General features: G+C 73.8%; 9 protein-coding genes and 1 pseudogene. 7 read left to right on the plus strand and 3 right to left on the minus strand.

Annotated elements, in window-relative coordinates:
- Positions 1-63: 63 nt before the first annotated feature.
- Together O2W17_RS01255 and O2W17_RS01260 are read left to right on the plus strand one after the other, a co-directional pair.
- Positions 64-2,439 carry a putative bifunctional diguanylate cyclase/phosphodiesterase gene (locus O2W17_RS01255; protein ID WP_269190576.1) on the plus strand — a complete coding sequence of 792 codons (2,376 nt, stop codon included), beginning with the start codon at positions 64-66 and terminating at the stop codon, positions 2,437-2,439.
- A 22-nt stretch (positions 2,440-2,461) separates the two neighbouring features.
- The gene (locus O2W17_RS01260; protein WP_269190577.1) at positions 2,462-4,669 is read left to right on the plus strand and encodes a diguanylate cyclase domain-containing protein; all 2,208 of its coding nucleotides are present in this window, start codon (positions 2,462-2,464) and stop codon (positions 4,667-4,669) included.
- On the opposite strand, the gene O2W17_RS01265 is transcribed toward O2W17_RS01260, so the two are convergent.
- Positions 4,657-5,586 (minus strand): LLM class F420-dependent oxidoreductase, encoded by a 930-nt coding sequence (locus tag O2W17_RS01265; protein ID WP_269190578.1) that lies wholly within the window; start codon positions 5,584-5,586, stop codon positions 4,657-4,659. The two genes, O2W17_RS01260 and O2W17_RS01265, sit on opposite strands and share 13 nt — an antisense overlap.
- Positions 5,587-5,693: 107 nt before the next feature.
- Here O2W17_RS01265 and O2W17_RS01270 point away from each other — a divergent pair, with 107 nt between their 5' ends.
- The 3 genes from O2W17_RS01270 (at position 5,694) to O2W17_RS01280 (ending at position 8,830) form a co-directional block, all read left to right on the plus strand.
- On the plus strand, positions 5,694-6,839 hold the full coding sequence (locus O2W17_RS01270; protein WP_269190579.1) for a hypothetical protein: 1,146 nt from the start codon (positions 5,694-5,696) through the stop codon (positions 6,837-6,839).
- 82 nt (positions 6,840-6,921) lie between these two features.
- Positions 6,922-7,908 (plus strand): lipoyl synthase, encoded by a 987-nt coding sequence (lipA, locus tag O2W17_RS01275; RefSeq protein ID WP_269190580.1) that lies wholly within the window; start codon positions 6,922-6,924, stop codon positions 7,906-7,908.
- Positions 7,909-7,969: 61 nt separating this feature from the next.
- Positions 7,970-8,830 (plus strand): DUF4191 domain-containing protein, encoded by an 861-nt coding sequence (locus O2W17_RS01280; RefSeq protein WP_269190581.1) that lies wholly within the window; start codon positions 7,970-7,972, stop codon positions 8,828-8,830.
- An 84-nt stretch (positions 8,831-8,914) separates the two neighbouring features.
- Here the strand turns inward: O2W17_RS01280 and O2W17_RS01285 are convergent, their stop codons facing one another.
- Positions 8,915-9,334 (minus strand): RDD family protein, encoded by a 420-nt coding sequence (locus tag O2W17_RS01285; protein ID WP_269190582.1) that lies wholly within the window; start codon positions 9,332-9,334, stop codon positions 8,915-8,917.
- A 166-nt stretch (positions 9,335-9,500) separates the two neighbouring features.
- Between O2W17_RS01285 and glnA the strand changes: the two genes are divergently transcribed.
- The gene (glnA, locus tag O2W17_RS01290) at positions 9,501-10,934 is read left to right on the plus strand and encodes a type I glutamate--ammonia ligase (RefSeq protein ID WP_269190583.1); all 1,434 of its coding nucleotides are present in this window, start codon (positions 9,501-9,503) and stop codon (positions 10,932-10,934) included.
- Between the two features lie 35 nt (positions 10,935-10,969).
- Here glnA and O2W17_RS22240 read toward each other — a convergent pair.
- Positions 10,970-11,759: pseudogene (locus tag O2W17_RS22240) on the minus strand (hypothetical protein).
- 203 nt (positions 11,760-11,962) lie between these two features.
- Between O2W17_RS22240 and O2W17_RS01300 the strand changes: the two are divergent.
- Positions 11,963-12,607: a transposase gene (locus O2W17_RS01300; protein ID WP_269190584.1), complete on the plus strand. Its 645-nt coding sequence runs from the start codon at positions 11,963-11,965 to the stop codon at positions 12,605-12,607.
- Positions 12,608-12,640: the final 33 nt, after the last annotated feature.

The raw sequence follows: 12,640 nt of genomic DNA on the forward strand, positions 1-12,640 counted from the left end.
CTTTGGGGCCATGACAGACGGATTCGTCTCGACGCGCCTGCCCCCGGGACCGATGACCCGACCGTGGAGCCCACCGACGCGCACGCCGGCCCTGGTCGCGCCCCCCGGACCGGTGGGCTGCTGCTCGCCTGCCTGGGCGCCCTGGCCGCCTACGCGACGGGTGAGCTGTGGCGCCCGTCCGCGGACGCCGTCGCGCTCGCCTACGACCTCGTGGTCTACGACGCGGTCTACCTGCTCGGGGCGGCCGTCTGCCGGCGGGCGGCGGTCCACCGCCGCGACGACCGGCTGGTGTGGAACGCCCTGGCCGTCGCCCTCGCCGCCGTGGCGCTGAGCACGACCCTCTACGCCCTCGTCCTCGAGCCCGCGCTCGGCGTCGTCCCGACCTGGCTGACCGTGGTCCTCTGGGCTCCGGCCTACCCCGCGATGGGCGTGGCCCTGGTCGGGATGGTGCGGTCCCGCGTCGGCACGCCGCACCCCAGCATGTGGTTCGACGCGCTGACCGGGGCCTGCGGTGCGGTGATCTTCGCCGTCACCCTGCTGCCCTCGATCGCGTCGGGACCGACCGACGGCCGGCTCGCGGTCATCCAGCTGTACCCCGTCGCCGACACCCTGCTCCTGGCCGCCGTCGCCGCCGTCTGCGCCGTGATGGGCTTCCGCCGCGACTGGCCGCTCGTGCTGATCGTCGCCGGCCTGCTGTGCACCCTCGCGGCCGACGCCCTCATGCTGAGCCGCGTGGTGGACGGCGAGGTGGTCCTCGACGGGCCGCTGACGCTCACCTGGCTGGCCGGCGCCGCGTTCACCGCGCTGTCGGCCCACGTCGCCGGGCGCACACCGGAGATCGTGCCGGCCGACGCCGATCCGGTGGCGCGCCTGAGCTGGCGGGTCGCCTTCGTCCCCCTCGGCTCGAGCGTGATGAGCGTCGCCGTCCTGGTGTCCACCTGGGGATCGGCCGGCCTCGGCATCGCCGGCTGGGCCGCCGTCACCTGCCTGCTGGCCACACTGGCGCGCACGGCCATGTCCGTCCAGGAGCTGCGCGGGCTGCACGAGATCCGGGAGCAGGCGCGCACCGACGAGCTGACCGGCCTGCCCAACCGGCGGGCGCTCCTCGAGCGGGGCCGCGCGGCTCTCGCCCCGGGCAGCGACCACCCGGTCGCCCTGCTCCTGCTGGACCTCGACGGGTTCAAGGAGGTCAACGACAGCCTCGGGCACGCCGCGGGCGACGACCTGCTCCGGATGGTCGGGCCCCGGCTGTGGCCGGAGCTGGGCCCCGGGGAGCTGCTGGCGCGCCTGGGCGGCGACGAGTTCGCCGTGCTGCTGCCCGGCGCCGGTCTCGACGACGCCGTCGCGCGCGCCGGCCGGCTGCGGGCCCGGGTGCTCGAGCCCTTCGTCGTCGACGGCGTCCGGCTGCACGTCGGGGTGAGCGTCGGCATCGCCACCGGCCCGGTGCCCGCCGCCACGGTGACCGAGCTGCTGCGCTGCGCCGACGCGGCGATGTACTCGGCGAAGAACGCCCGCGAGGGGGTGCGCTCCTACGTCCCCGATCCCGGGAGCGGCTCCGGGGACCGGCTGCGCACGATGGAGGACCTCCGGACCGCCCTCGACCACGGGCAGCTGGTCGTCCACCTGCAGCCGCAGGTATCGCTCGGCAGCGGCGAGGTGGTCGGCGTGGAGGCGCTGGTGCGGTGGGAGCACCCGGTCCGGGGGCTGCTCTCGCCCGCCGTCGTCCTGCCCGCCGCGGAGCAGGCCGGTCTCATGCGGCCGCTCACCGACGCCGTCCTCGGGCTGGCGCTCGGCGCCGCGACCCGGTGGTGGCCGGAGCGGGCGGTGCCGGTGTCGGTGAACCTGTCCGCGGCCGGCGTGACCGATCCCGATCTCCCGGCCACCGTCTCGGCGCTGCTCCACGCCCACGGCCTCCCGGCCGCGGCGCTCACCCTCGAACTGGTCGAGGACACCCTCATGGCCGACCCCGACCGCGGCCGCACGGTGCTGGGCGAGTTGCGCCGGCTCGGCGTCCGCACCTCGATCGACGACTACGGCACCGGGTACAGCTCGCTGGCCTACCTGCGGCACCTGCCGGCCGACGAGCTCAAGCTGGACCGCAGTCTCACCGCCGACGTGGGGCGCGACCACCGGGCGACGGCGATCGTCCGGCACACCGTCGCCCTCGCCCACGACCTTGGGCTGACCCTGGTCGCCGAGGGCGTGGAGGACGACGAGACGCGGGCGGTCCTGGCCTCGCTCGGCTGCGATGTCGCGCAGGGCTGGGCCGTCGCCCCGCCCATGCCGGTCGAGGACCTGCTCACTTGGCTCGCGACGGCCGGACCGGAGCCGCGCCGGACCGCCCTCCTCGTCCCCGCCCCGCGGGTGCCGGTGCCGCCGACGCAGGCCCGTGCTCGCGCGTCGGGTTCCGGTTCCGGCCCCGGCCGGGTCCCGTCGTGACAGGGTGCCCCGCGTGCGTGGCGTGAGACCTGACGCCCGGAGGAACGCCTGGTCCACGGCCCTGTCGCAGCCCCTGGTCCTCGCCGCCCTCCTCTGCACGGCAGCCTTCGCCACCGGCGCCTGGCGCCTGCCGCACACCCCGACCGAGACCCTCGTGTACTCCGGCGTCCTCTCCGTCCTCGTGCCGGTGTTCGCCGTCGTCGTCTGCCTGCAGGCGGCCCGGCGTGTCCCCGGGGAACGGTTCGCGTGGTGGGCCGCGGCGGCCGGGTTCTCGTTCAACATCGCCGGGGACCTGGCCTACCGGCTGCTCCTGGTCAGTGGTGGCGAACCGCCCTTCCCGTCCGTCGCCGACGTCTTCTGGCTCGGCTCCTACCCCGCGCTCTTCGCGGTCCCGCTGCTGTTCGTGCGGGCCCGGCTGGCCTGGCCGCACGCCGGCACCTGGCTCGACGGGGTGATCGGCGCCCTGGGGGTGACCGCGGTCGCGGTGGCAGTGGTGATCGTCCCGGCCGTGCCCTCCGCGGACCTGTCGGCCCTGGCCACCGCCGCGAACCTGGCCTACCCGGTGGCCGACGTGCTGCTGCTGACCCTCGTGGGTGCCGTGCTCGCCATCGTGGGCTTCCGCGCGGACCCGGTCCTGACCAGCGTGTGCGTCATCCTCACGTCGAAGTTCGCCGGCGACCTGATGCTCGCCAAGGCACAGGCCGGCGGCGGGTACGTCCCTGGCGGTCCGCTGGACCTCTTCTGGATGGCGAACGCCTGCCTGGCCGCCGTCGTGGCGGCAGCGGCGCGCCCGCGCCGGCGGCAGCAGCCCGCGGCGGACACGGGCTCCCCGGTGCGCTGGCGGTCGCTCGTCATCCCGGTCGCCTGCGCGGTCTCCTCCCTCGTGGTCCTCGGTGCCCGCTGGGGCGACGGGGCCGCCGCGGTGGAGGAGGTCCTCGCGCTGGCCTGCCTGGCCGCGTTCCTGCTCCGGACGGCCGTGTCCTTCGCGGAGAGCCGCGGGCTGCACGAGGCCCGGCGGCAGGCCTCGACCGACGACCTCACCGGGCTGCCCAACCGCCGCGCCCTCCTCCAGCGGCTGGATCGGCGGCTGACCGCCGGCCGCCCCACCGGGCTGCTGCTGCTGGACCTGAACGGGTTCAAGGCGGTCAACGACGGCCTGGGGCACGAGGCCGGTGACGAGCTCCTGCGCCAACTGGGGGCCCGGCTGCTCCCGGAGGTGCGCCCGACCGACCTGCTGGCCCGGCTCGGGGGCGACGAGTTCGCCGTCGTCCTGCCCACCGGGGACCCGGCGGACGCCGAGGAGTGCGCGGAACGGATCGCCACGCTGATCCACCGGCCCGTCGAGGTGGCCGGAGTACCGGTGCAGGTCGGGGTGAGCATCGGTATCGCGCTGGCGCCCGAGCACGCGACCGACGTCAGCGGTCTGCTCCACTGCGCGGACGTGGCGATGTACGCCGCCAAGGCCTCCGGTGGCGGCGTCCAGCGCTTCTCTCCCGGCGGTCCGGACGCCGCACCGGCACCTGCCGGCGGCGACGGCTCGGAGACCGGCAGGCTGGAGGTCCGGCCGGTCCTGGACGCCGACGGGCGCGTGGTCGTCGCCGACGCCGTCCCCGGTGCGGGCGACGGCAACCCGGCCGGGACGGCCCTCCTCCCCGATGCGCTCGCCGCGGTGGCCCGCTGGTGGGCCGACCACCCCGTGCCGGTGCAGCTCACCCTCCTGCCGCTGGACGAGGAACCCGCCCGGTTGCCGGCCCGGATCGCCGCCGAGCTGCTCCGGACGGGGCTGCCTCCCGAGGCCCTCGTGGTCCGGTTGCGCACCGACATCCCGGACACCGGCGACGTCTCTGCGCTGCTGGGTGCGCTGCGCCGCAGCGGCGTGCGCACCGCGGTCGACGGCCACGGCCCCGGCGTCCTCGCCCTCACCCGACTGCGGGACCTGCCGGCCGACCGGATCCACCTGGACCCGGCGCTCGTCCGCGACGTCGTCGCCGACCCGCGCGCCTCCCTCGTCGTCGGGCACACCGTGGCGCTGGCCGGCGCGCTGGGTGGCACGGTGGTGGCCGACTCCGTGGACCGGCAGACCGACGCGGTGTTGGGGCGACTGGGTTGCCAGGTGCTCGGGGCGCCCGGCCCGGCGATGACCCCCGAGGCATTCCGCGCCTGGCTCGAGCGCGGGGGCGACCGCCCGACGCCTGCTCCGGCCGGTTCGCGGCCCGCTCAGCCGAGCTGAGGAGCCACCTCGGCGGCGACCAGGTCCAGGTGGTCGAGGTCGGCGAGGTCGAGCACCTGGAGGTAGACCCGCGAGGCGCCGGCCTCGGCGTAGCGGCCGAGGGTGTCGACCGCCTCGGCGGGCGTGCCGGCGACGCCGTGCTCCCGGAGGTCGTCGACGTCCCGGCCGATCGCGGCGGCGCGGCGGGCGAGCTCGGCCTCGTCGCGGCCGACGCAGAGCACCAGCGCCGAGCTGTACACCAGCGACGCCGGGTCCCGGCCCGCCTCGTCGCACGCCTCCCGGACGCCGGCGAAGAGCCGGGCGTTGTCCGCGGCCGGCATGAACGGCACGTTGAACTCGCCGGCGTACCGCGCCGCCAGCCGCGGCGTCCGCTTCTTCCCCCGGCCGCCGACGAGGATCGGCACGCCGCCGTCCTGCACCGGCTTGGGCAGCGCCGGCGAGCCGGACAGCTGGTAGTACCGCCCGTCGAAGTCGAACGTCCCGCCCACCGGGGTGCGCCACAGCCCGGTGAGCACGGCCAGCTGCTCCTCGTACCGGTCGAAGCGCTCCCCCAGCGGCGGGAAGGGGATGCCGTAGGCGGTGTGCTCGGCCTCGAACCAGCCGGAGCCGATGCCCAGCTCGACCCGGCCACCGCTCATCTGGTCGACCTGCGCCACCGAGATGGCCAGCGGGCCGGGGAGCCGGAACGTGCCGGCGGTCATGAGCGTGCCGAGGCGGATCCGGCTGGTCTCCCGGGCGAGCCCGGCGAGGGTGATCCACGCGTCGGTGGGACCGGGCAGGCCGTCGCCGCCCATGGTCAGGTAGTGGTCGGACCGGAAGAAGGCGTCGAAGCCGGTCTCCTCGGTGCGGCGCGCGACGGCCAGCAGGTCGTCGTAGGCCGCGCCCATCTGGGGTTCGGTGAAGATGCGCAGCTGCACGGCCGGACCGTAACGAGGACCACGCCCGATCGCCCACCCGGCTGAGGTCTCGGGGTGTGCGTATCGGCCGGACCGGGCAGGATGATCGCCAGACGATCAACTCGGAGGTGCAGCTCGTGTTCCGCAAGAAGACGCGCGGCGAAATCATCAGCGCCGAAGTGCAGGAGGGCCTGGCCCACCTGGGGACGGCGGTGACCGAGGCAGGTCGCGCCGCCGCCGAACAGCTCGGTCCACGCGTGGAGGCCGCCCGCGACGCCGCGGGCCCTGCCCTGGAGGCGGCCCAGCGGGCCGTCGCCCCGAAGATGGCCGCCGCCGTGGCGGTGGCCGCCCCCGCGGTCGCATCCGCCCGGGACACCCTCGGTCCGCGGGTGGACGCCGCCCGCGACGCCCTCGGTCCGCGGGTCGACGCGGCCCGCGAGGCCTTCGTGCCCCGGGTCGACGCGGCCCGCCAGGCAGCGGGGCCCCGGGTCGCCGCTGCGGTGCTGTCGGCGCAGGCCGCCGCCAACCGGGCCGCTGCCGACCTGACCCCCCGGGTCGAGGCCGCGCAGAAGGCGGCCCTGAAGGCCCGGGAGGACGTCGGTCCGCGGCTGACCGCGGCGCAGGCCGCGGCCCTGGCGTACGCGACCCCGCGGGTCGTGGCGGCGCGCGAGGCGGTGTCGCCGGCGCTGGAGAGCGCCCGCGACACCCTGGTCGCCGGGGTGGACAGCGCCCGCAGCGAGCTCGACGCCCGCCGCGCCGAGCTGGCCGCCGCGGCTGCGGAATCCACCCGCAAGGCCCGGAAGACCGCCAAGAAGGCCCGCAAGAAGGCCGGCAAGAAGCACCGCGAGTTCGAGAAGGCCGCCGTCGCCACCGCCAAGACCGTGAAGCGGCGGACGGGCTTGCAGCCGGAGCCGCGCCGCTGGCCGTGGGTGTTCGTTCTGCTGGCTGCGGGTACTGCCGCGTTCGTCCTGCTGCGTCGCAAGAAGAACGACGCGTGGACGCCCGCACCGGCCGGGGACGGCCCGGTGCCCAGCTACCGAGAGGACCCCGTGCCCAGCTCCGACAGCACCTCCGGCAAGACCGTGTCCACCGCCGACACCACCGGCGACTCCGCTCCTCCGGAGTCGGACATGGGCGTCCGCGACGCCCAGTTCGTCGACGGCGACGGCGCCGACAGCGCGAGCGAAGACATCAAGAACAGCCCGGAGCCGTCCTCTTCCGGTGGCGGGTCCTTCGAAGGCCCCACGGCCGGTCCGGACGACCGGCAGGTCTGACCACCCGCACCGTTCCACCGCCGCAGCCCCCGTCGCCCCGCGCGACGGGGGCTGCGGTGTCTTCGCGAGTACCGTGGGGATCATGAGCGAGGCGCCCCCGAGGAACCCTGAGCAGTCCCCCGTCCAGGACTCCCGGATCGAGCCCGCCGGCCGGAAGATGCTGCGCCTCGAGGTGCGCAACAGCCAGGTGCCGATCGAGCGCAAGCCGGAGTGGATCAAGACCCGGTTGAAGACCGGCCCGGAGTACACCGAGCTCAAGTCGCTGGTCCGCCGCGAGGGCCTGCACACCGTCTGCGAAGAGGCCGGCTGCCCCAACATCTACGAGTGCTGGGAGGACCGGGAGGCCACCTTCCTCATCGGCGGCGACCAGTGCACCCGGCGCTGCGACTTCTGCCAGATCGACACCGGCAAGCCCGCCGACTTCGACGCCGACGAGCCGCGGCGGGTCGCCGAGAGCGTCGCCACCATGGGTCTCCGCTACGCCACCATCACCGGTGTCGCCCGCGACGACCTCCCCGACGGCGGCGCCTGGCTCTACGCCGAGACGGTGCGGCAGATCCACGCCCAGCTCCCCGGGTGCGGCGTCGAGTTGCTGATCCCGGACTTCAACGCCGATCCCGCGCAGCTGGCCGAGGTGTTCTCCTCCCGGCCCGAGGTCCTGGCGCACAACGTCGAGACGGTGCCGCGGATCTTCAAGCGCATCCGCCCCGGGTTCCGCTTCGACCGGTCCCTCTCGGTGATCACCGCCGCTCGCGAGGCCGGTCTGGTCACGAAGTCCAACCTGATCCTGGGGATGGGCGAGGAGCCGCACGAGGTCGTGGAGACGATGCAGGCGCTGCACGACGCCGGGTGCGACCTCCTCACCATCACCCAGTACCTGCGCCCCTCGCCGCGGCACCACCCCGTCGTCCGCTGGGTCAAGCCCGACGAGTTCGTGCAGTTCCAGAAGGACGCCGAGGAGATCGGCTTCCTGGGCGTCCTGGCCGGGCCCCTCGTGCGCAGCTCCTACCGCGCCGGGCGGCTGTACCAGCAGGCGATCGAGGCCCGCGGGCTGGCCCACCAGGGCTGACCCGGCGGCTCGGCAGCGGCGGGTCCGGGGCGGGCGCGACCGACGGCCCTATCCTGGGGCCATGGCACGCAGCAAGTCCTCAGACCCCACCGCCCCGGGCGGCAACGCCGGGCGCGCCCCGAAGGACGGTGGGCGCGGCCGGAGCTCGGGTGCCACCGCATCCGGCGCCACCGCCTCCGGCAAGGCCGGCAAGCCGGGCAAGGCGCCGAAGCTGGACAAGAACGGCCAGCCCAAGGTCGGCCGGCTGAAGAAGGTCCGCGGCCAGGCCGGCATGATCAAGCAGGCCTACACCCTGACGCGGAAGAACGACCCGAAGCTCCCCTGGGTCATGCTGATCTGGTTCGTGGCGGTCGCCGCCGTCGTCGAGCTGATCGGCATCCTGCTGAGCGCGCCGTTCATCTTCCTCCCGCTGGCCCTGCTCACCGGTGGCCTCGCGGCGCTGATCGTCTTCGGCCGTCGCGCCCAGGGCTCGGCCTACCGGCAGGTCGAGGGCCAGCCCGGTGCGGCCGCGTGGGTGCTCGAGGGCATGCGTGGCGACTGGCGGGTGTCCTCCGGCGTCGCCGGCACCCCGCAGATGGACGCGGTGCACCGGGTGCTGGGCCGGCCGGGGATCATCCTCGTCGGCGAGGGTGCCCCGGTCCGCGTCCGCGGGCTGATCGCGCAGGAGAAGAGGAAGATCGCCCGCGTGGTCGGCGACACCCCGATCTACGACGTCCTGGTGGGTGACGCCGAGGGCCAGGTGCCGCTCAAGAAGCTGAGCTCCCACGTGATGAAGCTGCCGCGCAACCTCAGCGCCGCCGAGGTCAACGCTCTCGGCCGGCGGATGAGCGCACTGGGCGGCCCGCGCATGCCGGTGCCCGGGGGCCCGCTGCCCGGTGGCCGGCAGATGTCGATCAGCCAGCGCCAGGTCCGCCGTCGCTGATCCCGCTCCACCGAGAGCCCCGCACCTACCGGTGCGGGGCTCTCGGCGTCTCCGGCGCGCTCCCCCGTGCCGCGGGACGGGGCGTCAGTCGAGGACGACGGCGGTGCCGGTGAGCCGGTCGTGCAGGCCGCGGCCGTCGGCGTCGACCAGCAGGGCGGGCACCAGCAGCATCAGCAGGGCGGTCCGGACGACGGCGCGCCAGAGTGCCAGCCGGGCGCCAGGCGCAGGGTGGGCGAGCCGCATGCCGAACACCCGGTGCCCGGGCGTCTGGCCGAACAGCACCAGCGTGACGACGGTGAGGACGCCGAAGATCACCAGGCTCCAGTTGCCCGGGCCGTCGGGTGCGGTGAACGCCCAGCCGATCAGGGCCGTGCCCAGGGCGTCGACGACGAAGCCGCCGGCCCGCCTGCTGAACGGGGCCAGCGAGCCGGGCCCCGAGGCGGGCAACCCCAGGGAGGCGCCACGGTCCGGGGCCTGAGAGGGTTGTTCGGCATTCCTGACCATGACCGCCAGCGTAGGACTCCGCTGCACCGGCCCCCGAGGATCCAGCGCAGTCGTGGCCGGCGACACGCCGCAGGCGTTGTTACCGCGCCGAAACACTCGGGACACGGCGGGGCAACTCCCCGCTCGTAGCGTGCCGTTCAGCCGTCCGCCCACACCCGGAGGATCGATGTTCAACAGTCCCGACGAGGTCGCCGCCTACATCCGCGACAACGACGTCGAATTCGTCGACGTCCGCTTCTGCGACCTGCCCGGCGTCATGCAGCACTTCACCATCCCTGCGTCGACGTTCGGCGAGGACACCTTCAGCGAGGGCCTCGGCTTCGACGGCTCCTCGATCCGCGGGTTCCAGGCGATCAACGAGTCGGACATGCTGCTGCTGCCCGACGCCAACAGCGCGTTCGTGGACCCGTTCCGCAAGCACAAGACGCTGAACGTGAACTTCTTCATCCACGACCCGATCACGCGTGAGGCCTACAGCCGCGACCCGCGCAACGTCGCGAAGAAGGCCGAGGCCTATCTGGCCTCCAGCGGCATCGCCGACACCGCGTACTTCGGCCCCGAGGCCGAGTTCTACGTCTTCGACTCGGTGCGGTACGACACCTCGATCAACGAGGGCTACTACCACATCGACTCGGAGGAGGGCTCCTGGCGTTCGGGTGCTCGCACCGAGCTCGACGGCAGCCCCAACCGCGGCTACAAGGCGCGCCCCAAGGGCGGCTACTTCCCGGTCGAGCCCTACGACCAGCAGAGCGACCTGCGCTCGGACATGATGAAGAACCTGATCGGCGCCGGCCTCGAGCTCGAGCGCGGGCACCACGAGGTGGGCACCGGCGGTCAGGCCGAGATCAACTACAAGTTCGACACGCTGCTGCGCTCGGCCGACAGCCTGATGCTCTTCAAGTACGTCATCAAGAACACCGCCTGGGCCGCCGGCAAGACCGCCACCTTCATGCCCAAGCCGCTGTTCGGTGACAACGGATCGGGCATGCACTGCCACCAGAGCCTCTGGAAGGACGGGCAGCCGCTCTTCCACGCCGAGACCGGCTACGCGGGCCTGTCCGACATGGCCCGCCACTACATCGGCGGCCTGCTGGCCCACGCCCCGTCGCTGCTGGCCTTCACCAACCCGACGGTCAACAGCTACCACCGCCTGGTGCCCGGCTACGAGGCGCCGATCAACCTGGTCTACTCGGCCCGCAACCGCTCGGCCTGCCTGCGCATCCCGATCTCCGGCGACAGCCCGAAGGCCAAGCGCATCGAGTTCCGCGTGCCCGACCCGTCGGCCAACCCCTACCTCGCCTTCTCGGCGATGCTGATGGCCGGCCTCGACGGCGTGAAGAACAAGATCGAGCCGCCGGCCCCGGTCGACAAGGACCTCTACGAGCTGCCGCCCGAGGAGGCTCTGGGCATCGAGAAGGTGCCCGCGTCGCTGGACGCCGCGCTGGACAACCTCGAGACCGACCACGAGTACCTGATCGACGGCGGCGTCTTCACGCCCGACCTGATCGAGACGTGGATCGACTACAAGCGGGCCAACGAGATCGACCCGATCCGCCTGCGCCCGCACCCGCACGAGTTCGCGATGTACTACGACATCTGAGTCGCGCGAGGCGCCAACCTGCGGTCATGCCGTAGCTAGGCGCTGACAGTCCGCACCGGGTCCGCACGAGCCGCCAGCACCGATGGCGGCTCGTGCGGACTCATCGCTGTCCGGCCAGAGGTGGCCACAGGTGTCGAGCGTCGTCTTCGCGCGACGTTCCTGGCGGGACGGAGTGGGAGGTCACTCGGCCGCGAGGTGGATGTGTGGCGCTGACGCCGGTTGTCGTCGCGCTCTGCGCCCCAGGTGTCGCGTTCGACGGCGAGCCGTTCGGCGGGCTGAGGGCGGAGAGCCGGCTCGGCCGTCAGTCGCGCGATGCGAGCGCGGACGGCGACCAGTTCTGCGTGGGTGGTCGTGATGTCCCGGTCGGGGTCGGCCAGTCGCTCCGCCGGGTCGGGGGTCCAGCCGAGGGGCGCCCGAAGCGGGCGAGCCGGTCCTCATGTTGACGGCGGCGTCGGCGACCGCGACTCCGGCGTGCCGGTGGCTCACCGGCGCGGTGGCTGCGGTCGCGCACGACTGGGTGTGCTCCGGGTGGGCGCGTTCGGCGTGGTGGCGGGCGTACCGGTCGAAGGCGGTCCACAGCCGCGGTCGGTCGTCGGCCCGGTCAGCCAGGCGCGCGCTCTGCTGCGGCTCCGTGGGGTCCAGGCCGGCCGCCCACGCCTCGTGGTCATCCCCGGCGAGCGGTGCCAGCACCTGAACCCGCCCGCCGCCAGCGGTGTAGCGGCGCGCGATGCCGATTCCCTCGGTGAGGTAGAAGTCATCGGCCCGGCCCCGGCCGACCTCCACACGGTGCCGGGCCGCGGATGGATCACCGGCGTAGACCTTCATCCCGCCGTGCATTCATCAACGCCACCCGACAATGACCAACACGCCATCCCCAGAAATGGCAGCGGGCGCGAAGCGGGGCCCGGACTACCCATATTTGTGACATGCGCGCCGTTCTGTAGTAAGAGCTTGACTCATGTGGACGGGCGGTGACCTGCGTAGCGGTGTCCAGATGCGGGGGAACGACAACTGGTCCCTGATCAGCTGTGGAAGATCGTCTCGCTGATTCCGCCGCAGCCGGAGCGGCCGCAGGGCGGTGGCACCCGCTACGTGGAGGACCGGGCGGTGTCAACCGCGTCGTCCAGGTACTGACCACCGGGTGCGCCTGGCGGCATCTGCCGGCGGAGTTCGGCGCATCCACCGCGACCGCGCACCGCCGCGTCGTGACCTGGACCCAGGCCGGGGCTGTGGCGCCGGCTGCATCGGGCGGCGCTCGACCGGCTCGAGGAGCAGGAGGGATCGACTGGTCTCACGCGGTGGTGGATGCGGGCGGCATGCGAGCCACAAGGGGTTTTCATGACCGGCCCGGCCCGGTCGATCGCGGCAAACCCGGCTCCAAGCTGCACGTGCGCACCGACGCCGGCGGCCTGCCGCTGGCCGTGGTGCTCAGTGCGGCCAACACCCACCACTGCCTCGCGCTGATCCCGCTGGCGCAGGCCATACCGCCGATCCGCTCCCGACGCGGACCGCCGCGGCGCCGACCGGCCGGGCTGCACGCCGACAAGGGCTACGACTACGGCCACCTCCGAGCCTGGCAGCGCGACCGACGGATCACTCCCCGGATAGCCCGTCCGGCGCCCTGGGGCGAAGGCACGATTTCCCGCCAGCGAGCTGGAGACCTCGGTTCCTGAGGAATCTTGGACAGGTCCATTTGCCGACATTTC

The sequence above is a fragment of the Blastococcus sp. VKM Ac-2987 genome (assembly GCF_026967805.1).
Lineage (GTDB): Bacteria > Actinomycetota > Actinomycetes > Mycobacteriales > Geodermatophilaceae > Blastococcus.

Bases quoted from the DNA above. Each gene is read 5' to 3' on its own strand.
- glnA (WP_269190583.1), top strand. From the start codon at position 9,501: ATGTTCAACAGTCCCGACGAGGTCGCCGCCTACATCCGCGACAACGAC.
- O2W17_RS01280 (WP_269190581.1), top strand. From the start codon at position 7,970: ATGGCACGCAGCAAGTCCTCAGACCCCACCGCCCCGGGCGGCAACGCC.
- lipA (WP_269190580.1), top strand. From the start codon at position 6,922: ATGAGCGAGGCGCCCCCGAGGAACCCTGAGCAGTCCCCCGTCCAGGAC.
- O2W17_RS01285 (WP_269190582.1), bottom strand. From the start codon at position 9,334: ATGGTCAGGAATGCCGAACAACCCTCTCAGGCCCCGGACCGTGGCGCC.